The organism is Allosphingosinicella sp., from assembly GCF_036570505.1.
Lineage (GTDB): Bacteria > Pseudomonadota > Alphaproteobacteria > Sphingomonadales > Sphingomonadaceae > Allosphingosinicella.
This window is the reverse complement of sequence record NZ_DATCYB010000059.1, coordinates 22,025-43,246: the sequence shown is the minus strand read 5'-3', so window position 1 is coordinate 43,246 and position 21,222 is coordinate 22,025. Positions and strand designations below refer to the sequence as shown.

General features: G+C 65.9%; 25 protein-coding genes and 1 tRNA gene. 8 read left to right on the top strand and 18 right to left on the bottom strand.

Annotation, left to right across the window (positions count from 1 at the left end; genetic code table 11):
- Positions 1-146 precede the first annotated feature (146 nt).
- On the top strand, positions 147-644 hold the full coding sequence (locus tag VIR62_RS06635) for a VOC family protein (protein WP_431869752.1): 498 nt from the start codon (positions 147-149) through the stop codon (positions 642-644).
- 47 nt (positions 645-691) lie between these two features.
- Here VIR62_RS06635 and VIR62_RS06630 read toward each other — a convergent pair whose 3' ends face one another.
- From VIR62_RS06630 to lptF, 4 genes are all read right to left on the bottom strand, one after another.
- Positions 692-1,414 (bottom strand): sterol desaturase family protein, encoded by a 723-nt coding sequence (locus VIR62_RS06630; RefSeq protein WP_431869775.1) that lies wholly within the window; start codon positions 1,412-1,414, stop codon positions 692-694.
- Between the two features lie 191 nt (positions 1,415-1,605).
- On the bottom strand, positions 1,606-3,105 hold the full coding sequence (locus VIR62_RS06625) for a lipopolysaccharide biosynthesis protein (protein WP_431869750.1): 1,500 nt from the start codon (positions 3,103-3,105) through the stop codon (positions 1,606-1,608).
- Positions 3,102-4,196 carry an LPS export ABC transporter permease LptG gene (gene lptG, locus VIR62_RS06620; RefSeq protein WP_431869773.1) on the bottom strand — a complete coding sequence of 365 codons (1,095 nt, stop codon included), beginning with the start codon at positions 4,194-4,196 and terminating at the stop codon, positions 3,102-3,104. Before lptG ends, VIR62_RS06625 begins: the two co-directional genes overlap by 4 nt.
- A complete protein-coding gene (lptF, locus tag VIR62_RS06615) occupies positions 4,196-5,404 on the bottom strand; it encodes an LPS export ABC transporter permease LptF (protein ID WP_431869748.1) in 1,209 nt (402 codons plus the stop codon). The genes lptG and lptF overlap by 1 nt, the downstream gene beginning before the upstream one ends.
- 132 nt (positions 5,405-5,536) lie before the next feature.
- Here lptF and VIR62_RS06610 point away from each other — a divergent pair, with 132 nt between their 5' ends.
- Positions 5,537-6,037, top strand: coding sequence for a DUF2141 domain-containing protein (locus tag VIR62_RS06610; RefSeq protein WP_431869746.1), 501 nt, complete (start codon positions 5,537-5,539; stop codon positions 6,035-6,037).
- 3 nt (positions 6,038-6,040) lie between these two features.
- Positions 6,041-7,030 carry a diacylglycerol/lipid kinase family protein gene (locus VIR62_RS06605; protein WP_431869745.1) on the top strand — a complete coding sequence of 330 codons (990 nt, stop codon included), beginning with the start codon at positions 6,041-6,043 and terminating at the stop codon, positions 7,028-7,030.
- Between the two features lie 177 nt (positions 7,031-7,207).
- Here the strand turns inward: VIR62_RS06605 and VIR62_RS06600 are convergent, their stop codons facing one another.
- Entirely contained in the window at positions 7,208-7,870 is a 663-nt protein-coding gene (locus VIR62_RS06600; protein ID WP_431869744.1) for a hypothetical protein, read from the bottom strand.
- 412 nt (positions 7,871-8,282) lie between these two features.
- Here VIR62_RS06600 and VIR62_RS06595 point away from each other — a divergent pair, with 412 nt between their 5' ends.
- Both VIR62_RS06595 and VIR62_RS06590 read left to right on the top strand, forming a co-directional pair.
- Positions 8,283-8,996 (top strand): hypothetical protein, encoded by a 714-nt coding sequence (locus VIR62_RS06595; protein WP_431869742.1) that lies wholly within the window; start codon positions 8,283-8,285, stop codon positions 8,994-8,996.
- 51 nt (positions 8,997-9,047) lie between these two features.
- Positions 9,048-9,983, top strand: a complete 936-nt coding sequence (locus VIR62_RS06590; RefSeq protein WP_431869740.1) for a hypothetical protein — start codon at positions 9,048-9,050, stop codon at positions 9,981-9,983.
- Here the strand turns inward: VIR62_RS06590 and VIR62_RS06585 are convergent.
- From VIR62_RS06585 to VIR62_RS06575, 3 genes are read right to left on the bottom strand one after another with little or no spacing between them, the layout of a single operon-like run.
- Positions 9,940-11,949, bottom strand: a complete 2,010-nt coding sequence (locus VIR62_RS06585; protein WP_431869738.1) for an ATP-binding protein — start codon at positions 11,947-11,949, stop codon at positions 9,940-9,942. The genes VIR62_RS06590 and VIR62_RS06585 overlap by 44 nt on opposite strands.
- A 53-nt stretch (positions 11,950-12,002) precedes the next feature.
- Positions 12,003-13,241: a serine palmitoyltransferase gene (gene spt / locus VIR62_RS06580; RefSeq protein ID WP_431869736.1), complete on the bottom strand. Its 1,239-nt coding sequence runs from the start codon at positions 13,239-13,241 to the stop codon at positions 12,003-12,005.
- Positions 13,238-13,486 carry an acyl carrier protein gene (locus tag VIR62_RS06575; RefSeq protein WP_431869734.1) on the bottom strand — a complete coding sequence of 83 codons (249 nt, stop codon included), beginning with the start codon at positions 13,484-13,486 and terminating at the stop codon, positions 13,238-13,240. Before VIR62_RS06575 ends, spt begins: the two co-directional genes overlap by 4 nt.
- A 117-nt stretch (positions 13,487-13,603) precedes the next feature.
- Between VIR62_RS06575 and VIR62_RS06570 the strand changes: the two genes are divergently transcribed.
- Positions 13,604-14,128, top strand: coding sequence for a Pycsar system effector family protein (locus tag VIR62_RS06570; protein WP_431869732.1), 525 nt, complete (start codon positions 13,604-13,606; stop codon positions 14,126-14,128).
- A gap of 3 nt (positions 14,129-14,131) precedes the next feature.
- Here the strand turns inward: VIR62_RS06570 and VIR62_RS06565 are convergent, their stop codons facing one another.
- The 3 genes from VIR62_RS06565 to VIR62_RS06555 all read right to left on the bottom strand — a co-directional run bounded on the left by VIR62_RS06565 (position 14,132) and on the right by VIR62_RS06555 (position 16,764).
- Positions 14,132-15,055 carry an NAD-dependent epimerase/dehydratase family protein gene (locus VIR62_RS06565; RefSeq protein WP_431869730.1) on the bottom strand — a complete coding sequence of 308 codons (924 nt, stop codon included), beginning with the start codon at positions 15,053-15,055 and terminating at the stop codon, positions 14,132-14,134.
- Entirely contained in the window at positions 15,052-16,083 is a 1,032-nt protein-coding gene (gene obgE, locus VIR62_RS06560) for a GTPase ObgE (protein ID WP_431869728.1), read from the bottom strand. The genes VIR62_RS06565 and obgE overlap by 4 nt, the downstream gene beginning before the upstream one ends.
- A gap of 90 nt (positions 16,084-16,173) precedes the next feature.
- Positions 16,174-16,764: a TetR family transcriptional regulator gene (locus tag VIR62_RS06555; RefSeq protein WP_431869726.1), complete on the bottom strand. Its 591-nt coding sequence runs from the start codon at positions 16,762-16,764 to the stop codon at positions 16,174-16,176.
- A 44-nt stretch (positions 16,765-16,808) separates the two neighbouring features.
- On the opposite strand from VIR62_RS06555, the gene VIR62_RS06550 reads away from it, so the two are divergent.
- Positions 16,809-17,654: a metal-dependent hydrolase gene (locus tag VIR62_RS06550; protein WP_431869724.1), complete on the top strand. Its 846-nt coding sequence runs from the start codon at positions 16,809-16,811 to the stop codon at positions 17,652-17,654.
- A 1-nt stretch (position 17,655) separates the two neighbouring features.
- On the opposite strand, the gene VIR62_RS06545 is transcribed toward VIR62_RS06550, so the two are convergent.
- The 4 genes from VIR62_RS06545 to hspQ form a co-directional block, all read right to left on the bottom strand.
- A complete protein-coding gene (locus tag VIR62_RS06545) occupies positions 17,656-18,222 on the bottom strand; it encodes a GNAT family N-acetyltransferase (protein ID WP_431869722.1) in 567 nt (188 codons plus the stop codon).
- 176 nt (positions 18,223-18,398) lie between these two features.
- Positions 18,399-18,671, bottom strand: coding sequence for a 50S ribosomal protein L27 (rpmA, locus tag VIR62_RS06540; protein WP_109270063.1), 273 nt, complete (start codon positions 18,669-18,671; stop codon positions 18,399-18,401).
- Between the two features lie 25 nt (positions 18,672-18,696).
- A complete protein-coding gene (gene rplU / locus VIR62_RS06535; RefSeq protein ID WP_431869720.1) occupies positions 18,697-19,266 on the bottom strand; it encodes a 50S ribosomal protein L21 in 570 nt (189 codons plus the stop codon).
- Between the two features lie 127 nt (positions 19,267-19,393).
- Positions 19,394-19,774, bottom strand: coding sequence for a heat shock protein HspQ (hspQ, locus tag VIR62_RS06530; protein WP_431869718.1), 381 nt, complete (start codon positions 19,772-19,774; stop codon positions 19,394-19,396).
- Between the two features lie 207 nt (positions 19,775-19,981).
- On the opposite strand from hspQ, the gene VIR62_RS06525 reads away from it, so the two are divergent.
- Positions 19,982-20,071: transfer RNA gene (locus tag VIR62_RS06525), tRNA-Ser, on the top strand.
- Positions 20,072-20,122: 51 nt separating this feature from the next.
- On the opposite strand, the gene VIR62_RS06520 is transcribed toward VIR62_RS06525, so the two are convergent.
- The 3 genes from VIR62_RS06520 to VIR62_RS06510 are packed head-to-tail and all read right to left on the bottom strand — an operon-like array spanning position 20,123 to position 21,037.
- On the bottom strand, positions 20,123-20,383 hold the full coding sequence (locus tag VIR62_RS06520) for a DUF5985 family protein (protein ID WP_431869716.1): 261 nt from the start codon (positions 20,381-20,383) through the stop codon (positions 20,123-20,125).
- Between the two features lie 4 nt (positions 20,384-20,387).
- Positions 20,388-20,660: a DUF5985 family protein gene (locus VIR62_RS06515; protein ID WP_431869714.1), complete on the bottom strand. Its 273-nt coding sequence runs from the start codon at positions 20,658-20,660 to the stop codon at positions 20,388-20,390.
- A gap of 5 nt (positions 20,661-20,665) precedes the next feature.
- Positions 20,666-21,037, bottom strand: a complete 372-nt coding sequence (locus VIR62_RS06510) for a hypothetical protein (protein ID WP_431869713.1) — start codon at positions 21,035-21,037, stop codon at positions 20,666-20,668.
- Positions 21,038-21,222 lie beyond the last annotated feature (185 nt).

Sequence of the window (21,222 nt, the reverse complement as noted above, 5' to 3'; positions counted from 1 at the left end):
CGAGTCCTATAATCCCGCATCCGCGGCTCGGTCCGCGCCTATAAACCGGCTGGCTCTTCGTCGTGTCGCTCGCGCGGCCACCTTCTTCCGCTTGCCCCTGTGCGGGCGTATGATGAACCTCCATCGTCGGCTGGGGGTAGCAGAAGATGCCAGACAGCCTGCTTCGCTTCGACCACGTCGCTTTGAGGGTGCGCGAGCCTGAGGCGAGCCAGTCATTCTACGGCGAGACGCTGGGTTTGCCCCTTCTCGCGTCGTTCAGCGGTCCGGACTGGGACGGCATGGAATGGCTGATGATGATCTTCGGGCTGGGCGGCGGGCATCAGTTGGCCCTGTGTGCCTTCGACGGACCGTGCGAAGAAGGCGTCGCCGGCGTCTCGGATCTGCCGCACTATGCGTTCTCCGTAGGTGATGATGCCGCGCTCGATGCGTGGCGCGAGCGACTGAGCTGCGCGGGCATCGACTTCAAGGAAGAAGACCACGGAGCCCAAAGGTCGATCTATTTGAGCGACCCCAACGGCATCATACTGGAGATCACCAGCCCTCCCAGTAAGCCATATCCGTCCACGGATCCTCGCGAAACCGCTCGTGCGTGGATCAAGTCGCATTCCGCGCAAACGCTCGCTGAACGTGAAACGGATGTGTGAGCTGCCGTCGGCGGCGCGTTCTTAGCGCAGTGCCCGCCGAGGCGGGTTTATGCTTCGCCGCGCTTCCGCGGATGGCCCTTCGCGACGCCGCCCGACAGACGCGCCACGTGCGGCCACTTCTCCGCCACCTCCGGCGTGTAGCCGAGGTTGAAGACGGTCGGGCTCTTCGCCGGGCGTTCGGCGCGGTCGTAGAAGGTGCCGAACAGCTTGTCCCAGAAGAAGGTGGTGATGCCGAAATTGCCGGTCTCGTCGTGGAAATGATGGGCCATGTGGCGCTTCTTCATCTCCGCGATCCACTTCGACTTGGGCTTGTAGGCGAGGTGCTGGATGCAGTGGACGAACTCGTAGAAGCAGGTCGTCAGCAGCCCCGTCGCGAAGGCGATGCAGGCGCCGCCGAAGCCCGCGCCCCAATAGCTCCCGATGGCGTAGCCGAGCGGCGCGGTGGCGAGGGCGATCGTCGGCAGCGTCGTGTGGAGTGCGCCGAACAGCACCTCCAGATGATTGGGATCCTGGTGATGGTCGTAATGGATACGCTTCCATGTCGAGGCGAGGACGGGCACCTTGAACATCCAGCGGCTGTGCAGCACCCAGCGGTGGAGCACATACCAGACGAGCGGATAGACCAGCGCCGAGACCGCGACCGCGGCGAGCGTCGGCACGACCGGCGCCGGCTGCCAGGCGAACAGGCCGATCGCCACCAGCGAGAGCGCCACATAGGCGATGATCGCCGGATACTGGACATAAGCGACCACCAGCTCCCTGAGCGTCATCTTGTCGAGATGATGCGAGCGGTTCCAGAAGGCCGGACGCGTGGATTGGGCGATCTTCACTTCAAGTTTCCTCGAAAAGGCGGCGCGGGCCCCCCTGGGCCGCTTTGCCGCTCAATATGTGTCCCTGTCATGAATTGGCAATAAGGCAGTTTCGGGGCGGTGGGAGGGCGAGGGTTTGATACCCTACGTCCCTACACCAGCCGCAATCGCCTCGCGAAGCCGCCGAAGGCCTCGCGGTCGGCGCGTTGGAGGCCGAAGCGCAGCGCGCACCAGCTGGTGAGGGTCCAGAGCGCCATGACGAGGACGAAGCGGGTGGGGCCGCGGCTGAAATTCTCGGCCAGTGCCATCAGGCCGACGCCCGCCAGGGCGATGGCGAGGGCGTAGGCTAACCTTCGGTCGAACGGGGAGAGCCGATCGCTGATCCGAAGCTCCAGCGTTGCGGCGTAGGCGATGAGGAGCGTTGCAGCGCCGACCGCCAGCGCCATGCCGAGCGGCCCGAACTCGGGTACCAGCCAAAGCGCGAGAGCCACCCAGAGAGCGACGCCGGCGAAGCTGTTGACGAGCGGGAGGATGCGGTGGCCGGTCATCTCGACGATCGGCGTGGCCGGCCCGACGATCGCCTCGACCGCGCGGGCCGTTACGAGGACGTAGAGGAGAGGGAGGGCGGCGGCGGCCTCCGGGCGGTAGAGGCTCAATATGTCGGCGCCGGCGAAGGCGAGCAGGCCGGCAAGCGGCACGACCAGCGCCGTCGAGACGCGGCTGGCGAAACGGTAGAGCGGGCCGATGGCGGAGCGGTCGGCATGGGCCTGCGCTGCCGACAAAGGGGCCATAACATACTGAAATGATTGACGAACAATGAGCGGGATCGTTGATATCTTCCGCGCTATCTCGAACAGGCCGGCGGCAGTGGCGCCGCGCGCGCCGGGCAGCATCAGGTTGAGGATCACAGGTGGCGCGTCGATCAACAATCGGCGCGAGAGGTTTGCCGGAAGGAGGGCGAGACCGGAGGAGAGCAGCGTCGTTGCCATGCGACGGCCGATCGGCGCACTGAGGATGAGCCTGAGGTCGTAATAGCGGCCGAGCAGGGGAACGGAGAGCGCGGCGGTGAGCGTCAGCGAGGCGAGATGGGCGATCATCAGGCCGAGGCTGCTGAAGCCAACGGCGAAGAAGCCCAGCGCGAAGAGGATGCGGGCCATCTGCTCCCAGAATATGCGCAGGCGTATCTCCGGACCGAAGGCGCGGCGGGCGCGGGCGGCCGAGGTCGCGACCTCGATGAAGGTCCACAAGGGGAGCGCCCAGACGAACAGGCGGATCGCCTGCGGCAGGGAATCCCGGTCCTCCGGCGCGGCGGAGACCAGGGCGGCGACCGCGTCGGCGTTGAGCGCCACCAGCGTGGCGACGAGAGCGGCCGGCAAAACCGAAGCGAGCAGCGCGAACTTGACCGCGCCGTGCGCCTTGGCCTCGGCATCGACGGTGGGAACGATCCGCTGGAGCGCGCTGGTCATCGACAAGTCGACGATGTTGGAAACGAGGTTGATCGCGCCCCAGAGCACGACATAGAGGCCATAGGTGGCGAGGCCGAACAGCCAGATGTAGAGCGGCTGGGCGAGCGCCTCGACGATGGCGCCGGCGCGGGCGAGGCCGGCCAGCCCCGCGCCTCGCGCCACGTCCCCCCGGGTGATATCCGTCATTCCTCCGTCCGTATCAGCACCGTCTCGCCGATCAGCAGGAAAAGCCCGAACGGCGCCCAGGCGGCGAGCATCGGCGGATACGCCCCCAGATTGCCCATCGCGAGGGCGAAGTTGTCGACCACGAAATAGGCAAAGCCCAAACCCATGCCGGCCACCGCCCTCAGGAACAGTTGACCGGAGCGGGCCAGACCGAAAGCAGCCACGGCGGCAAGCAGGGGCATGAGGACGGCGGAGAGGGGGCCCGAAATCTTGTGCCAGAGGCCGGCCCTCAGGGCGTCGGTCGGGAAGCCTGCGGATTCGAGGTCGCCGATGGATTCGCGTAGCGCCGCGAAATCCTGCTCGTCCGCCCGAACGTCGGCAAGGGTGAACTGATCGGGCTCGATACCGCGAGCGATCAGCGTCGAAGGGGCGCGGACCGCGCGGGTCGCGCCGACGTCGAACCGTTCGACCTCCTCCAGCAACCAGCCGCCTTGGGCCGGCCGGCCGCGCTCGGCGGTGACGACCGCGACCAGGCGACCGCCGGAACGGTCGTAAAGGCTGACATCGTGCAGCCGCGTGCCCGCGCCGGTCCCGGTCACCTGTTCGGCAAGGATGAGGTCGTCGCCGTCGCGCACCCAAGCGTTGGTGGCGATGCCGTCGTCACTCTCCAGCCGGCCATATTCGACGGCCTGCCAGTCGTTGAGCGCGGCCGTGGCGCGGGTCACGACCAGCTCCTGGAAGAGGAAGGCGAAGGCGGCGATAGCCACGCTGGCGGCGATGAGCGGCGCGATGATCTGGTGGGCGGAGATACCCGCCGCCTTCATGCTGACGATCTCGCTGTTCTGGTTCATCGTCGCGAGGGTGATCAGTGTGCCCAAGAGCACCGAGAAGGGGAGGAAGCGCGCGACCAGCTGGGGGAAGCGTAGGGACACATAATACCAGAGGTCGCTGTCGGTGTTGCCGGGCTGGGCGAGGATCTTGCCGGACTCGCCGAGGAGATCGAGCGTTTGGAGGATGAGGACGAGCGCGACCAGCACGGCGACGCTGCGCAGCACGAACGTCTTCGCCATGTAGAAGGCGATCCGCCGCGATGGAAAGAACTGGATATTGATCATTCGGCGGGCATCAGCCTGCGGCGCCGGCCGAAGCCGAACAGGCGACCCAGGAACTTGGCGAACTTGGCGAAGGCGCGTTCGAGGGCGCCGATGGGTTGGCCGCCGGGCTTGTGGGCGAGGGTCCAGTACATCCAGACGATAAGGGCGGCGAAGACCACGAACGGCGTCCAAAGCGCGATGACGGGATCGATGCGGCCCTGGGCACCCATCTGCTCGGCATATTGGTTGATCTTGTGGTAGGTAACGACCATCACGATCGAGATGAAGATGCCCAGGCCCGACGTGCTGCGCTTGGGCGGCACGGCGAGGGCCACCGCAACCAGCGGCAACAGCGCCATCATCACCACTTCGACCATGCGGAAGTGGAAATTGGCGCGGGTCCGGTCGCGCAGCGGCTCCGGGGCGGTGTCGCTGCCCCCGATGCGGACCAGTTCGGGAATGGTGAGCTCGTCATTGTCGTCGCCGCGGCCGCGGAAGGCCTCGATGGTGGGCAGGTTGATCGGGAGATCGTGGCGGGCGAAGCTCAGCACGCGCGGCGAACGGTAACCGGGCGCGTCGTGGACCAGCCGGCCTTCGGTCAGGCGCAGGATGATGGTGTCGGGATCGTCGGTGGCGAGGAACGTGCCCTGGTCGGCCGTTACCGCCAAAGTGCGGCCGTCGCGGCTTTCGGCGCGGACGAAGACGCCGTGGAGATCGCGCCCCTCGCTCTCGCTGCGTTCCACGCGCAGGGTCATCCGCTCGCCGAGCTTGTTGAATTCGCCGACCTTGATCGAGGCGCCGAGCGCGCCGGAGCGAAGCTCGAACTCGAGTCCCTCATAGGCATATTCGGCATAGGGCTGGATGAAGCCGACGATGGCGAGATTGAGCGCCATCAGCGCGGCCGCGTACATATAGGGGACGCGCAGCAGCCGGCCGTAGCTGAGCCCCACCGCCCGTAAAGTGTCGAGCTCCGACGACAGCGCCAGGCGCCGGAACGCGAGCAGGATGCCGAGCATCAGGCCGATGGGAATGCCGAGACCCAGATATTCCGGGATGGTATTGGCGAGCATCCGCCAGACGACACCGACCGGTCCGCCCTCACTGACGACGAAGTCGAACAGCCGCAGCATCTTCTCCAGAAGCAGCAACATCGCCGACAGCACCAGGGTCGCCAACAGCGGGACGGCGATCAATCTCGCGAGATATCGGTCGGTCAGCGTGCCCATGCTCAACTTTTAGACGCCCCATGACCACATTTTGGCCGCAAGGATAGACGATCTAGCGGTCCGTGGGGGCTTGAGACAACCAAGCCGTGTCCGCCCCGCGGCACGGCTATAGCTGTCAGGAGCGGACTGGTCATGTTCAAACTGATGTCTTCCATCGCCATCGGCGCACTGTTCTTCGTGGCTCCCGCCGCGGCCCAGGCGGCGCTCGGCCCAGATGCGGCATCCTGCAAGACGGACGCCGGCGAGCCGGCCGTGCTCGTCAACGTCAACGGCTTCAAGAATCGCGACGGGCGCGTGCGCGTCCAGCTTTATCCCGCCAACTCGGATTTCCTCGCCAAGGGCAAGTGGCTGCGCCGCATCGACCTGCCGGTCACCGGCTCCGGCGCGATGAGGGTCTGCGTCGCCGTGCCCAAGGCGGGCACCTATGCCATCGCCGTGCGCCACGACACCAAGGGCAACGGTTCCGACTGGAACGACGGCGGCGGATTCTCGCGCAATCCCGACATCTCGCTGCTCAACCTCAAGCCCAAGCCGGGCGAGGTCGCGATCTCGGTCGGCAACAGCGTCAAGCCGATCGACGTCGTCCTCAATTACCGGCAGGGCCTGTCGGTAAAGCCGATCCGCCGCAACTAGGCCATGGCCCGCGTCGCGCTCCTTTCCAACCCACGCTCGACCGGCAACCGGTCGATGCTGCCCGAGGTGAGGAGCTTTTGCGCCGAGCATAAGGACATTTTCCACTACGAGGTGGAGCATGTCGACCAGATCGGCACGGCGCTGAAGACGATCGCGCGGGTAAAGCCCGAGGTATTGGTGATCAACGGTGGCGACGGCACCGTCCAAGCCGCTCTCACAGAGTTGCATCACGGCGGCCATTTCGGCGGGCCCCATTACAAGAACGGGCCGCCCCCGGTCGCGGTGTTGCCCAATGGTAAGACCAATCTCATCGCGCTCGATCTCGGCGCGAGCGGCGATCCGCTGGAGGCGCTGAAGCGGGTGCTGGAGCTGGCCCGGACCGATATGGTGCCGCACATCGTCAGCCGGGAGTTGATCCAGCTCTCCGACGGCACGGTCGGCGCGCGGCCGGTGCTCGGCATGTTCCTGGGCGGCGCCGGACTTGCCGATACGATCCTCTATTGCCGCCACAAGATTTATCCGCTGGGCCTCCCCAACAGCCTCAGCCACATGCTGACGGCCATCGCGGCGATCATCGCGATCCTGTTCGGCGTCCGCGCCGGCTTCCTCCCACCCATGCCGGCGCCGGTGAAGGTGTCGGTGCTGAAGCATGGCGAGTGGCAGGGCCAGTTCGCGCTGCTGATGGTGACGACCTTGCAGCGACTGCTTTTGAACGGCCGGATGCCCGGGGCCGGCCAGCCGCTGGGCGCCATGCAGATGATGGCGATCGAGGGTACGCGCGGCGTTCTCTTCCGCGCGCTGGTCGCGGCGATCCGCGGACGCCTGTGGCGAAGCCGCGTTTCCGGCGTGCATCTGGAGCGCGGCGACGAAATCCGCATCGAGAGCGACCATTCGAGCGTGATCCTCGACGGCGAGCTGTTCGAGGCGCGCGCCGACCGGCCGATCGTGCTGACGCCGACGGCGCCGGTGCCGTTTTTGCGACTGGCGGCATAAGACTTCGGATCAAAGGGGTACTTTGATCCGGTGTGCCGTTGCTGTCTCCTGGTGGCCGAAAGCCGTCAGGCCGCCTTCGGTCAGATGCAGGTAAGAGCTGCCAGTGACGCTGGCCTGTAATGATCCGCGGCGAAGCAGCCCGGCAATCTCGACCGGCGGCGCACACCCCAGAACCCCTCAACCCTCCAGCATGTAATCCGCCACACTGTAGCAATGGCTCGCCTGGTAAGCGTTCCGACCTCGGTTCATGTGCGTCACATTGAATGTCCGAATAGCGCGCAACACGCGGCGGGATGCGAGGAACTTGCGGATCGAGGCGGAGCCCCGCACATTGATGCCGAAAATGTCCGCGCCACGCGGGAAGAAATAACCGACGTCTTCCGGTGTCTCGACGCAGCGCTCGAGAAAGGGTTCGTCCACATGACCTTGCACGGGTGAATGGTCCGTCGTGAAATCCGAAAGATGCACGATGAATCTGGAACGGATGCCCTCGCCATCCGCATAGAGCGTGAACAGCTCCATCCAACTCGCATTGACGCGGACCAGCGGCTTGTCGGAGGTCGACGGCAGACACGAAACCGACCAGTAGTGACGCTCGGTCCTGCGCGGCATGGGGATGCAGCTTTGGCCGTAGCGCCCGAGAATCTCCAGGACGTCTTGCGCCTGCGGGCGACGCAGCAGCTTTTGAAAGCGCGCGGCGTACTTGAACCGCAGCTCAAGGGACTCCGAGCGCTCGTCGGCGTCTCGGAAGTCCGTTTTGCTTTCTATCCAATCGCGCTGCCGCTCAATATTCAGAAATTGGCGCAGACCAGTGGTGCTGCGGCGAGGCGTCGTGCTCATGTCAGGTGCCATGTGAGATCCGTGTGTTCATCGCTCCACCGGCCTGCTCCCGTATCCTCCTTTTTTGGGCAGTTGCAACAAGCTCAAGCATTGCCACCCAATGCGCCTCTGCTTGATAGCTCGTCCAGACAGGGTCGCTCGAGATCACGGGAGAGAAGCGCTTCGCACAACCTGTGAAGAGCGGTGGAGGGGATGTTCGTCTCCGCCTAATGACCGCGAAGGGCACTTGTCGGTCATCGCTGCGACTAGCACCAATGACACAAAGTAGTCAGTGAACCAAATAGGTTATAATAACTTGACAAATACGCGCATGTATGGCACCAGAACTATGACTCAGCCAATGCGTCAGAACCGGGTGGGATCGGCGGGGCGACTTTTCTTGTGGAGAGTGGAGGTGGGGAGAGACCAGATCATGTCCGGGAATGGCTCCGACGCGTCACGTCGGTTCGGGTCGGCGGAGCAGGCGGTGGTGGTGAAGGCGCTCGATAAAGGCGCGAGCGTCGCGGCGGCGGCGCGGGCGGCGGGGTTTTGCGTTTCGACCCTCTACAATGCGCGGGAGCGGTGCGCGGTGTTTCGCGACGCCTGGGACGCCGCGGTGGAGGCGAGCGGGCGGCCGAGGCTGGTGGCGCCACGCGGCGAGCGGCGCTGGCAGGCGCAACGGGCGCGGCGGAACCGGTTCACGCGGGAGCGCAAGACGCTGTTTCTGGCCCATTTCGCGGCGACCTGCGACGCTACCGCCTCGGCCGACGAGGCGGGCGTGTGCACCTCCACCGACTACGAGCATCGGCGCACCGATGCCGCTTTCGCCGAAGGCTGGCAGGAAGCGCTGGAGCAAGGCTATGCGCGGCTGGAGGCCGAGGTGCTGAAGCAGCGATTGGTGGCGATGGCGCGAGTGGAATTTCGCGGCGACAAGGAAGTCGCCGGGACGGGCCAGGAGTTCGACCGGGCCATGCACCTGCTGCGCGAGCACAAGCGGGGCCTCGCCGGGGTCAAGAAGGCGGGGCGGGCACCGACAGTAGCGAGCAACGAGAAGGTGCGGGCGGCGCTGGTCAAGCGGCTGCAGGCGTTCGGGGTAAGGGTGTCGGCGGACATGGCGCGCGGACGGCGGCGCCATGAAGGGGAATGAGTGCCGCCATAGGGGCTCCCGCCGGCGCGGGCGGGCGTATAGGGGAGGGCTATGAATGCCGGACTCGACATCCTCAGAGATCTCGTCGCCGCCGAGCTGGCGGAGCCGGTCGATCCGCGCGTCGGGGCGATGGCGGCGGCGATCGCGGCGCTTTATCCGGGGGCGGCGCGGGCGGTGCTGTTCTACGGGTCGTGCCTGCGCACCGCCGACCTGGACGGGCAGATGCTCGATTTCTACCTGATCGTCTCCAGCTACGACGCGGCCTATGGAAAGGGCTGGCTGGCGCGGGCGAACCGGCTGGTGCCACCCAACGTGTTTCCGTTCGAGCATCAGGGGCTCGTGGCCAAATATGCGGTTCTGAGCGAAGCGGATTTCGATCGGCTCAACGGGCCGGATTCCCTGTCCGTGTCGGTCTGGGCCCGCTTCGCCCAACCGTCGCGACTAGCCTGGGCGGCGAAGGGGGGCGCGGCGCATGCCGTGACCGCCGCGATCGCCCGGGCGGCGCCAACCTTGCTCGGGGAAGCCGTGCCGGTAATGGGAGGCGGGACGGTCGAGCCGCTGATGCTGTGGCGGCGCGCTTTCGCCTTGACCTATTCCGCCGAACTCAGGGCCGAGCGGCGGACGAGGGCGGCCTCGGTGGTGGAGGCGGACCCGGAGCGATATCGGCGCTTTACCGGCCCCGCGGTCGAGGCGGCCGGAATTGGTTCACTCCGCGATACGGAATTGTCGCTGAAACCGGTCGGCGCGGGGTCGCGGCGGCGGGCGGAGCGGCTGTGGGCGAAGCGACGGCGGGCCGGCAAGGCGCTGTCGGTGCTGCGGCTCGCCAAGGCTAGCTTCACCTTTGCCGGCGGCGCGGACTATCTCGCCTGGAAGATCAATCGGCACGCCGGAACGGATATCGTCCTGAAACCCTGGCAGCGGCGCTGGCCGCTGCTTGGCGCGGTCACTCTGCTGCCGCGGTTGCTGAAGCGGGGTGCGATCCGCTGACCCGCCGGGACAGCGCGGCAGAGACGGCGTCTGACAAAGCGGACACGGTGAACGGCTTGCGCAGGAGGTCGTGGCCGGTCAGCTCGTCGCCGTCGCCGGCCTCGCCGACGAAGCCGGTCACGAACAGCACGGCGACTTCGGGATAGCGCTCGGCGACGACGCGGACGAGCTCCGGACCGCTCATTTCCGGCATCATCACGTCGGTGATGACGAGCTCGATCTCACGGTGCTTCGCCAATATGTCGAGCGCTTCGCGTCCGCCGGCGCAGGCGAGGGCGGTGTAGCCGAGTTCCTCCAGCGCGCCGACCGTCGAGCGGCTGACCCGCGGGTCGTCCTCGACCACCAGTATCGGGGTGCCGGCGGGGACAGTGGCGCGTTCCTCCGGACCCATGGCCGGGGCGGCCGGGCCGGCGGCCGCCTGTTCCTCCGCCCGTTCCGAACGAGGCAGGTAGACGGACACCGTGGTGCCGGCATTCTCGGTCGAATCGATGGTGACGTCGCCGCCCGACTGGCGCGCGAAACCGAATATCTGGCTGAGGCCGAGCCCCGTGCCTTTGCCGACGGGCTTGGTGGTGAAGAAGGGCTCGAACACGCGGTCGAGATACTCGGAGGGAATGCCGTGGCCGGTGTCGGAAACGCTGATGCGGATATAGTCGCCGGCGTCCAGGTCGCCGACCTCGCCCTGCCCGAGGGCGACATTGTCGATCAAGATGCCGAGCCGACCCTCGCCCTCCATGGCGTCGCGGGCGTTGACGCAGAGGTTTAGGATCGCGTTTTCGAGCAGGTTGGGGTCGGCCCAGACGCGCCACGGCTGTTCGGCGAAACGCGTCTGCACGGTCACCCGCTCGCCGATCGAGCGGTCGATTAGGTCGAGCATGTTCTCGACCAAAGCCGCCGGTTCCGTTCCCTGCGGCTCCAGCGCCTCGGACCGGGCGAAGGCGAGCAGGCGGCGGGTAAGGGCGGCGGCGCGGGTCGCGCCTTCCATGGCGTTGTCGAGATGGAACTCGACCTCGCGCCGGGCGCCGCCGAGCTTGCGGCGGGCGAGGTCGAGCCCGCCCACGATGACGGCGAGCATGTTGTTGAAATCGTGCGCGATGCCGCCGGTCAGCTGGCCCACCGCCTCCATTTTCTGGACCTGCCGGAGCTGGGCCTCGGCGGCGGCGCGCTCGGCCGCCTCGGCGCGCAGGCGATCGTTGGCGTCGCGCAACTCGCGCGTTCGATCCTGCACGGCCCGCTCGAGCGACATGGCACGGTTGGATTCGGTGTCCGCCTCGCGCCGCGCGATAAGTCGCTCGGTGAGCGCCCGATAGGCGAGAAGACCCAGCACGATCGCGCCGATGCCGATGAGGACGCCGAGCCAACCCAGCCATTCGGTGAACTTGTCCGCCTCTTCGTCGAACATCTGGGTCTCGGCCATGCGATCGCTGAGGTTCTGCCGCTCGGCGCTGGCGATCTCGTCCAGTTTGGCGCGCAGCGCGGGGCCGGTCGCGGTCATGCCGGCCTGGTAAAAGAGGGGAACGCCGCCACTCTCCAGCTTGCGGGCGGCGGCGGCGGCAGCGGCAGCGAGCTCGTCGCCACGTGCCCGGTAGAGCCGCTCCAGCTGCTCCACCAGTTCCCGCTGATCCGGGCTCCGGGCCAGCCGCTTCAACTGCGCGATCTGCCGCCCGGCGCGACGCCATTCGTTGTAATAGATCGTGCCGGTGTCACGCTCCTCGTCGAGGACATAGCGGCCGAGGGCGGCCTCCGAGCGGGCGACGGTGGCATCGACGGTGCGGGTGAGGAGCATCACGTCATAAGTGTGCCGCTCCCATTGCAGCGCCTCGTCGCGGGCGCGATTGGAAAGGGTGACCATGACGACGAGGAGGATGAGGGCTATGGTCGCGACGATGGCGCCCGCGCTGGCCCATCCCCGCCGCCAGGTGCCGGTCCCTTCCTCCGGCGCGACGTCGATATCATCCTCCGCCATATCGTACGCCATCCTAAAGGAAGGCCCGGTGCGTTGAAAGCCGCTTGATCGGGCTAGGCAATACAGCCGGTCGCGCGTCCGGCGGCGGCGAACATGCCGAGGATCTGGCCGACCTGCTCGCTGGAATGCTCGGCGCAGAGCGAGCAGCGCAGCAGGTACATGCCGGCCGGGGTCGCGGGCGGGCGGGCCATGTTGACGTATACGCCCTGCTCGATCAGCGCCTGCCACATGCGCACGGTCTTGTCCTGATCCGGCAGGAGCACGGCGATGATAGCGGATTCGGCCTCAGGCGTCGCGAGGGTGAAGCCGAGGTCGCGCAGACCCTGATGGAGGCGCTTGCTGTTCTCCCAGAGGTGGGCGCGCTTGGCGCCGGCATGCATCAGCTTGCGGATCGAGGTCGCCGCGGTCGCGACCACCGAGGGTGGCAGCGAGGCGGTGAAGACGTAGGGCCGGCAGACGAGGCGCAGCACCTCGAACTTGGGATGGTTCGAGACGACGAAGCCACCCACCGTGCCAACCGATTTGGAGAAGGTGCCGACCACGAAATCGACGTCCGACTCGACACCCGCTTCCTCGAAAACGCCGCGGCCGTTGGGGCCGAAGAAACCCATACCGTGGGCCTCGTCGACGGCGATCATGGCGCCATGCTTCCTGGCGACCGCGACCATTTCCTTCAAGGGCGCGATGTCGCCCAGCATCGAATAGACGCCTTCCAGCACGACCAGCCGCCCGCCGGCCTCGGGCAGGCGGCCAAGGCGCTTGTCCAGATCCTCGACGCTGTTGTGGCGGAAGCGGACGATGTTGGCATTGCCGAGCGCGCAGCCGTCATAGATGGAGGCGTGGCTGTCGGCGTCGAGGATGATGTAGTCGTCCTTGCCGGCAATGGTCGACATCAGGCCCAGGTTCGCCTGGTAGCCGGTCGAAAAGACCATGGCATGGCGGGTGCCGTAGAATTCCTTCAGCGCCTCTTCGCACTCCTTGTGGCCCTGATAGGTGCCGTTGAGGACGCGGCTGCCGGTCGTGCCCGATCCAAACTCGTCCAGCGCCTTCTTGCCGGCCGCGATCACATCGGGATCGAAGGTCATCCCCATGTAATTGTAGGTGCCGAGCAGGATCGTCTCCTGGCCCTGGATGACCGCCAGGGTGGGGGAGAGGACCTCGTCCATGACGATGGCGAAGGGGTCGCGCACGCCGGTGTCGAGCAGGGCCTGGCGCTCGGCGATCAGGGGATCGAACTTGGAGAAGAGGTCGGTCGCCACCGGCTCCCCCAGGGGAAGGGGCTGGGTGCTCATTCCTCGTTCCTGAGCTCCTCGACGGCATCGACGAGTTGTCCGACGGTCTCGATCTCGGCCTGCATGTTCATGGTGATGAGAATATCGAACTCGTCCTCGATCGCGGCGACGAAATCCATGACGGTGAGGCTGTCCCATTCGAGATCGCCGGCGAAGGTCGTCGTCTCGGCGAGTTTCACGCCCTTCTTGTTGAACGGCGCGATCAGCTCGCTCACCTTGGCGAAGGTTTCTTCTCTGTCGGTCATGGATGGCCCTTTATGTCCGTTGCCATCCCCTGCCAAGCGATTAGGGCCGAATGGGGGCCGTTGCTTGGCAATTGACTAAGGGCGTGCGATTGTCGTCGAGTAATCGGGACCGCTACCATGGACGATCAACCGCCCGAATCCTCGCGATTTCCCCCGAACGCCGTCCATCTGGTGCGGACGACGCAGATGATTCATGTGCAGTTGTCGGCGATGGCCGACCAGAAGGCGAGCATTCTGATGGCGGCGACGTTCGTCATCTTCACCATCACCATCGGCCAGGCGCGCGGCGCGGTGGTGCCGATCCCGCTGCTGATCCTGGGCGCCTCCGCCTTCTTCTCGGCGGTATGCGCGGTGCTCGCAGTGCTGCCGGCGACGCATTACAAGCGGCGAGGCGGGCTCAACCTGCTCTTCTTCGGCTCCTTCACCCAGCTCGAGGAGGACGACTATCTCGAGCAGATTACCGAACGGCTGAAGACCGACGAGGGCATCTACCTCACCATGGCGCGCGACATCTACCAGAACGGCGTGGTGCTCGCCCGCAAGAAATACCGGCTATTGGGCTATGCCTACCGCATCTTCCTGGTCGGACTGGTCGCTAGCTTCATCGCCTTCATCATCCAATATGGCCGACACAGCCTATAGGCGCTAGCGAAGCCAGCCTTCGGCGCGATACCAGTCGGCCGTCGCCTTGAGGCCTTTCGGCGTGCGAATGTCGGGTCGCCAAAGCGCCGTTGGCGGGCGATGCTCGGGCGTCACCACCCAGTCGGGGTGGCAGAAATAGCCGACCCGGTCTGGAGTGAGCTTGGCGCGCTTGCGGCGGAAGAGACGGTCGAGGCTCGCGGCGGCGCGCAGCAGGAATTTCGGCATGTGCAGCGTGGTCGCCCGCTTGTCGAAGACGCGGCCGAGCGAGCGTGCGAAATGGCGGTGGTCCCAGCCATTATCGGACCCGTCGTCGGGCTCGTAGGTTTCGGCCACCGTCTCGGGCTCGTCGATCACCGCGAGGATGAGGCGGCACAGATCCTCGACATGGATGACCGAGAAGCGGCCGCGCGGGGGGAGGGCGACGAGGCCGCGCCGCGCCATCTTGAACAGTTCCAGAGTCTCCCTGTCGCCCGGGCCGTAGACGGCGGGCGGGCGGATGATCGTCCATTCGAGGCCGGAGGCGGCGACCAGCTTTTCCGATTTCGCCTTGGACGCCCCGTAGGCGGAGAGTTCGGGCTCGCGCGCGGCGAGGGAGGAGATGTGGATGAACCGGCGTAAGCCCGCCTTGCGCGCCGCGTCTATCATCGCCGCCGTGCCGCCGACATTGACGGTCTCGAAGGCCTTGCGATCGCCGTTGATGAGGCCGGCGATATGGATGATCGCGTCCGCGCCCGTCGCCAGCTTCTCCAGGCTTTCCGGCCGGTCGAGCGCACCGTCGACCCAGGCGATAGCCTCTTCGGGGGGCTTCCACCCCCGCGTCAGCGCGCGGACGTCGTAACCTGACGCCAGCGCCATCTTCAGCAGATGCTGCCCGACGAATCCCGTCCCGCCGGTGACGGCGAGGGTGCGGCTACGATGCGAGCTCATAGCGGCGACCAGTCGCCCGTTTGCGCCGCTTCGGGTTCGGCCTCGGCGTCGAGATAGGCGATGATCGCGTCCAGGACCGCCTCGGCGCCTTCGCCGGTGGCGCCGGAGAGGCGCAGCGGCGTTCGCCCGCATTCCGCCTTCAGTTCAGCCGACAGGGCATCGAGCAACTCGTCATCGAGGGTGTCGGCCTTGTTGAGCGCGACCACTTCCGGCTTGTCAGCGAGGCCGGCGCCATAGGCGTCGAGTTCACCTCGAACCGTGCGATAGGCTTCGGCTACATCCTCTGCGTTGGCATCGACCAGATGGAGAAGCACGCGGCACCGCTCGATATGACCAAGAAACCGGTCGCCGACGCCAGCGCCTTCCGCCGCGCCCTCGATCAGGCCGGGAATATCGGCCATGACGAACTCGCGGCCCCGGTGGGTCACGACGCCCAGCTGAGGGTGGAGCGTGGTGAAGGGATAGGCGCCGACCTTCGCCTTGGTGTTGGTGACGGCGTTGATGAAGGTCGACTTGCCGGCGTTGGGGAGGCCGACGAGCCCGGCGTCGGCGAGCAGCTTCAGGCGCAGCCAGACCCACATTTCCTCGCCCGGCCAGCCGGTGCCGTGCTGGCGGGGCGCGCGGTTGGTGGAAGTCTTGTAGCTGGCATTGCCGCGCCCGCCGTCGCCGCCGCGCAGGAAGACGGTGCTCTGTCCGGCCTTGGTGAAATCGGCCAGCACATGCTCCTTGTCGTCCGATAGCAATTGCGTGCCGACCGGGACCTTGATGACGAGATCCTCGCCGCCGGCGCCGGTCCTGTTCTGGCCCGATCCGCCCTTGCCGCGCGGCGCCCGGAAATGCTGGGTGTAGCGAAAGTCGATCAGGGTATTGAGGCCCTCGACCGCCTCGAACACGATGTCGCCGCCCTTGCCGCCGTTGCCGCCGTCGGGCCCGCCATATTCGATATACTTCTCGCGGCGGAAGCTGACCGCGCCCGGCCCGCCGGCACCGGAGCGGATGAAGATCTTGGCCTGGTCGAGGAAATGCATCGCCGCGACATAGAGGGCCGGGCGGGGAAATCAAAGGCGCCCGCGCGTCTTCGGATCAGGGTCGTGCGTGAAAGGCCTCGCAACCGCTGATCATGGCGTGCCTCCTTCGATCGGTTGAATATTGGCGATGAGCTGACGGCGGGCGAGCTCTCGTGCCTTGTCGCGCGAAAGACCCAGCGCCTCCGCCATGGCCTCACCAAGAAGAGAGTCGCCGAGTGCGGCGAGAACCAGCCAGAGCGTGGTCTCGTGCACCGGCCGATCTTCATGGCCGTGTCCGAGCTGGTCGACGAGATCGTGGATCGAGTCGAGGATGGGATTCAGCGCGTCGCGGTTGCCTGACAGGATCATCCAGGCCGCGAGCGCGCCGGCGCCCTCGCGGTCGAAGGCGTCGAAGGTGCGATCGACGATCTCGCCGGGATCGGCCTCGCCCTGGCGCGCGCGGAGCACCGCCTCGGCGATTCCGGCGGTCACCCGCGCCCCGATATGATGGGCGAGCGCCGATTGCAGCCCCGCCGCAGACCCGAAATGGTGGAGGAGGTTGGCGTGCGTCTTGCCGATCTCCGCGCCCACCGCCTTCAGGGTTACCGCTTGCGGACCGGACTTGATCAGCAGCCGCCGCGCCGCCTCCAGCGCGGCGGAGCGGCTCTCCTCGGGGGCAAGGCGTTCACGCGTTATTGACATTTGTGTAAGTAGCGGTCATCTCTCATCGCCGAAGGAGATACAGCATGGGGCGCGAAGCGACACCCTTTGATCTGACGATCACGCCGCGCGACCGGCGCTTCGGGCGGGGCGAGGCCACGGACCGCTGGTGGAATGGCGGCGATCCGGTGGCGACGTCGCTCTACAATGCGCTGTCGGCAACCTTTCCCAAGGGCGAGGCTTTTTTCGTCGAGAGCGTGCGGCTGTTCCGCGAGGGCGCGAGCCCCACGCTCGCCGCCGAGATCAAGGCGTTCACCACCCAGGAAGTGATGCACAGCCGCGAGCATGTGCAGTTCAACAAGCGCGCGCATGGGGCGGGATACGATCTGACGAAGCTGGAGGAGCGGGTCGAATGGCGGTTGTCGCTGGTGCGGGCGCGGGCGCCCATCGCCAGCCTGGCCGCGACGATGGCGCTGGAGCATTTCACCGCCATACTCGCCCACGAGCTGCTAAAGGATTCCCGCCACCTTGCGAGCGCCGACGCGGAAACCGCGGCGATGTGGCGCTGGCACGCGACCGAGGAGATCGAGCATAAGGGCGTCGCCTACGACACGTGGCTGCACGCGACGAAGGACTGGCCGCGATTCAAGCGGTGGAAGGTGAAGGCGAAGGTAATGCTGCTCGTCACCCGCAATTTCGTCGTCGACCGCACCCTGGGGTCGCTCGAACTGCTGCGACAGGATGGCATCACCGGGCCGAGGGCCTGGGCGCGGCTGTTCTGGTTCGCTTACGTGCGGCCGGGGATGATCCGCAAGATACTGGGCGCCTGGGCGAGCTTCTTCATGCCGGGCTTCCACCCTTGGAACCACGACGACCGCGCGCTGATCGAGACGGAAGAGAAATCTCTCTCAGCGCGGGTCGCCGCAGCTTAGTTCAGGCGGCCATTTCCAGGCACGGGTTGAGCGCTATGCCGCCGGTTCGCTCCCGACACAGGTCGAGCTCGAACAGTTTGCACGGCGCCTCGGCGCCGCGCCCGCAGCTATAGCGCGGTGCGACGGTTCCCGTCGGACGGAAGCCGAGCTTCTCGAGGACCCGGCCCGAAGCCGGATTGTCGAGAAAATGTCCCGCGCTGACTTTCTTCAGCCTGAGCCCGTGGCGAGCGATGGCGACGATGGCGCGGCCCGCTTCCGTCGCGTAGCCGAGGCCCCAGTGCGGCCGCGAGATCCAGTAGCCGAGCTCGACCTCGCCCTCGGGATTGCGGGCGAGGCCGGCCGAGCCGATCAGGCGCGGCGCGCCGTTGGTGCGGCGGAAGATGAGGAAGCTTGCCTCGTCGGGCCGTCGCTCCGTATCGAGGAAGGCGCGCGCGTGGGCCAGGTCATAGGGCCAAGGGGCGCTCGCCAGGTTGCGGACGATCGCTTCCTCGGCGATGGCGCGGGCCAGGGCCGGCGCATCCTCGGCCCAGCCGGGCCGCAGCAGCAATCTCTCGGTTCTCGCGAACATTGTCTCTTCCTCTCTTCCGTCTCGCGCCGGCCCATGCCCCGATCGGGTGACAGGCCGGCGACAGTTTCGAGGGAGAAACAAAAAAGGGAGAAGGGGGCTGCCCCTCTCCCTCGTATCGGTTCCGTTATCTGAACCTGGGGCCGCCCCTTGAAGGACGACCCGTTATCGATCGTCCTTTATTCCGCTGCTTGCGCCATAATCGGGTCTACACACACGAATTTGCGGCCAAGCTTGCCGTCGCGGAACGCGACTCGGCCGTCGGTAAGCGCAAAGAGGGTATGATCCTTGCCCATGCCGACGTTCGCGCCCGGATAATATTTGGTGCCGCGCTGGCGCACGATGATGTTGCCGCCGACGACCGCTTCGCCGCCGAACTTCTTCACGCCAAGACGACGGCCCGCGCTGTCGCGGCCGTTGCGTGAGCTACCACCTGCCTTTTTATGTGCCATGACGTAATGCTACCTTCGTATCTCTTTAGGACTTCTTAGCGGGAGCCGGCTTCTTGGTCGACGCCTTTTTGGTGGCGGCGGCCTTGGCAGGCGCCTTGGTCTCGGCCTTGGGTGAAGCCTTCTTCTCGCTCGTATCCTTCTTGGGCTTCGCTGCCGTATCCGGCTTCGATGCCGCCTTCGGCTTCTCGGCCGCGGCTTCCTTCTTGGCCGGCGTCTTCTTGGGTGCGGCTTCCTTGGCTTCCGGCTTCGGCGCGGCCTCTTCCTTCTTCGGCGCAGCCTTCTTCGGCGCGGCCTTCTGGTCGCCGATCGCGGTGATCATCAGGATCGTGTGCTGCTGGCGATGGCCTTTCTTGCGGCGGTAATTGTGCCGCCGGCGCTTCTTGAAGACGATGACCTTCTCGCCCTTCGCCTGCGCGACGATCTCGGCCGAAACCGTAAGGTTCTTGGTGTCCTTGAGGTCCGAGCCTTCGCCCGCCAGCAGGACGTCGTCCAGCGTGACGGTGTCGCCGGCGTCGCCCGCCAGCTTCTCGACTACGATCTTGTCTCCGGCGGCGACGCGATACTGCTTGCCGCCCGTGCGCACGACTGCGAACATGGCTTTATCCAATTACCTTGCATATTGGCCGCATGGAGATGGCCGCGAGACCGAGGCCCCACGCGGGAAACCGGGCTGCTACTGGAGGCGGGCGAGGCTGTCAACGCCAAAGCCGTCCCGCGAACGACTAATGCCGGTGCTCGCGTCTCAGCTCGTAACGGCCGTCGGAAAAGGCGCGGAAGATGCCGGATATGGCGGGGTGGTGGACGGGCCCGCCCTCGTCGTCGGGCAGCAGGTTCTGCTGGCTGACATAGGCGACGTAGCTTGATTCCGCATTCTCGGCGAGCAGATGGTAGAAAGGCTGGTCCCTGTCAGGACGCAGATCCTCGGGGATCGCCTCGTACCATTCCTCGCTATTGGCGAAGATCGGATCGACATCGAAGATCACGCCGCGGAAATCGAACAGGCGGTGCCGAACAACCTCGCCGATAGCGAAATCGGCATGCGTGACCGGCGGCGCCTTGATGGCGGCGGCGAGGTCGGTGAGAAGGGACTCGTGTCGGGGCATCACCCCTTCAATGTAGGGCCTGACGAAAAAGAGGCAAGGAAAGGCGACTTCCGCTGGTCGCAAGGCGGTCCCGCGACAGGCTAGGGGCAAGCCCTTGGACACGCTTCGACTTCACTTAGGGCAGGCTTGGCAAGCGTCGATCCTTGGGCTAGAGCGCGCCCCTTGTCGACCCGCCCCGGCATCCGCCCGGGGCCTTCTACGTCTCGCGGAGAGGTGCCAGAGTGGTCGATTGGGGCGGTCTCGAAAACCGTTGTGCCCGCGAGGGTACCGTGGGTTCGAATCCCACCCTCTCCGCCATTTTCTGTTATAATTCAGTGTCTTCTGTTTTCCGGTCGGTTTCGGGATCGATCAGCCGCGACGATTCTTGAGGCCGATCGAGACCAGGATCAGCGCGAAGGCCGCCAGTCGCAGGAGGTAGAGCCAGCTCCTCTCCTCGACCGGGATGTTCGACAAAGCGAGCAGCGCCTGGGTAAGGCCGAGCAGCCAGAAGGCGAGGGCGAAGGCGACGAACAGGCCGTCATGCGTCCGCTTCCAGAAGCGCAGGAAAAACAGGCCTGCGACGAGGAAGCCCATTGTCAGCGCGCCGGAGAGGAAGTGAAACAACATCATCGCTTCACTCCTCCAGATCCCAGATGAAGCCGAACAACAGGATGCAGACCGCGCCGAGCGAGGTCCACAATCGCCAGAATTTAAAATCGATCGTCCTGATGACGAGCAGATCGAGAACCACGAGCAGGTTGTTGACGGCGAGGAAAACGAAGCAGAGCGCGCTCCACAGGAGCAGTCGCGCCAGCGTCTTCCTGTAGTTGCGGGCGAGCAGATAGGCACAGGCGCTGCTCGTCGCGAAGCAGAGCAGATAGACCGCCGTTGGGAAAAGCTCCTGCACGCCCCCTACTCCTTTCTCAGCCTGAAAGCGTCGGCGAAAGCGGTAATCCCTTCGTTCGCGGAGGCAATGATCATCCTTCTCACCGCGTCGGGGCTCTTGGCGTACATACGCTCCGAGCCCTCGACCAGACGGCCCAGGTCCTGCGAGACGGGGCTGTATCGGGCGACGCCGTCCTTATCCGTGCTGACGAGGCCGGCGGCGACGAGCGAATCTATGCTTTGCGACACAATGACGTCGCTTCCGCGCAGGGCGGTCACCAGGTCGAAGCGCGACCAGCCGCGATTGTCGTGATTCTTGAGGAACAGGAGCAGTTCCAGCGACCATACCGAGCGAAAGGTCGCTCGGATGAAGCTGGTGACTTCCTGTCTTGACGCCATCGTGCTGTGCTGTTCCTCGTCGCATAGGCCCACGCCGGGTTGTCGGCGCTCGCCTTGCAGGGCCTTCTAAGCCTAGACTCGGCCATGACAACCCCTGCCAAGGGATGCGGACCGAAGGGTATGAATTTGCAGGGAGACTATTGAAGTGTTCTGCTATGGTGCCGGCCGGTCGGGGGCGCACAATA

Coding starts and splice junctions, on each gene's coding strand:
- VIR62_RS06635 (WP_431869752.1), top strand. CDS start 147: ATGCCAGACAGCCTGCTTCGCTTCGACCACGTCGCTTTGAGGGTGCGC.
- VIR62_RS06595 (WP_431869742.1), top strand. CDS start 8,283: ATGTCCGGGAATGGCTCCGACGCGTCACGTCGGTTCGGGTCGGCGGAG.
- spt (WP_431869736.1), bottom strand. CDS start 13,241: ATGAGCACCCAGCCCCTTCCCCTGGGGGAGCCGGTGGCGACCGACCTC.
- VIR62_RS06565 (WP_431869730.1), bottom strand. CDS start 15,055: ATGAGCTCGCATCGTAGCCGCACCCTCGCCGTCACCGGCGGGACGGGA.
- rpmA (WP_109270063.1), bottom strand. CDS start 18,671: ATGGCACATAAAAAGGCAGGTGGTAGCTCACGCAACGGCCGCGACAGC.
- obgE (WP_431869728.1), bottom strand. CDS start 16,083: ATGCATTTCCTCGACCAGGCCAAGATCTTCATCCGCTCCGGTGCCGGC.
- VIR62_RS06550 (WP_431869724.1), top strand. CDS start 16,809: ATGGGGCGCGAAGCGACACCCTTTGATCTGACGATCACGCCGCGCGAC.
- VIR62_RS06585 (WP_431869738.1), bottom strand. CDS start 11,949: ATGGCGGAGGATGATATCGACGTCGCGCCGGAGGAAGGGACCGGCACC.
- VIR62_RS06610 (WP_431869746.1), top strand. CDS start 5,537: ATGTTCAAACTGATGTCTTCCATCGCCATCGGCGCACTGTTCTTCGTG.
- VIR62_RS06545 (WP_431869722.1), bottom strand. CDS start 18,222: ATGTTCGCGAGAACCGAGAGATTGCTGCTGCGGCCCGGCTGGGCCGAG.
- lptF (WP_431869748.1), bottom strand. CDS start 5,404: ATGGGCACGCTGACCGACCGATATCTCGCGAGATTGATCGCCGTCCCG.
- rplU (WP_431869720.1), bottom strand. CDS start 19,266: ATGTTCGCAGTCGTGCGCACGGGCGGCAAGCAGTATCGCGTCGCCGCC.
- VIR62_RS06520 (WP_431869716.1), bottom strand. CDS start 20,383: ATGATGTTGTTTCACTTCCTCTCCGGCGCGCTGACAATGGGCTTCCTC.
- VIR62_RS06570 (WP_431869732.1), top strand. CDS start 13,604: ATGGACGATCAACCGCCCGAATCCTCGCGATTTCCCCCGAACGCCGTC.
- VIR62_RS06605 (WP_431869745.1), top strand. CDS start 6,041: ATGGCCCGCGTCGCGCTCCTTTCCAACCCACGCTCGACCGGCAACCGG.
- VIR62_RS06575 (WP_431869734.1), bottom strand. CDS start 13,486: ATGACCGACAGAGAAGAAACCTTCGCCAAGGTGAGCGAGCTGATCGCG.
- VIR62_RS06555 (WP_431869726.1), bottom strand. CDS start 16,764: ATGTCAATAACGCGTGAACGCCTTGCCCCCGAGGAGAGCCGCTCCGCC.
- VIR62_RS06590 (WP_431869740.1), top strand. CDS start 9,048: ATGAATGCCGGACTCGACATCCTCAGAGATCTCGTCGCCGCCGAGCTG.
- hspQ (WP_431869718.1), bottom strand. CDS start 19,774: ATGCCCCGACACGAGTCCCTTCTCACCGACCTCGCCGCCGCCATCAAG.
- VIR62_RS06630 (WP_431869775.1), bottom strand. CDS start 1,414: ATGACGCTCAGGGAGCTGGTGGTCGCTTATGTCCAGTATCCGGCGATC.
- VIR62_RS06510 (WP_431869713.1), bottom strand. CDS start 21,037: ATGGCGTCAAGACAGGAAGTCACCAGCTTCATCCGAGCGACCTTTCGC.
- VIR62_RS06625 (WP_431869750.1), bottom strand. CDS start 3,105: ATGACGGATATCACCCGGGGGGACGTGGCGCGAGGCGCGGGGCTGGCC.
- VIR62_RS06600 (WP_431869744.1), bottom strand. CDS start 7,870: ATGAGCACGACGCCTCGCCGCAGCACCACTGGTCTGCGCCAATTTCTG.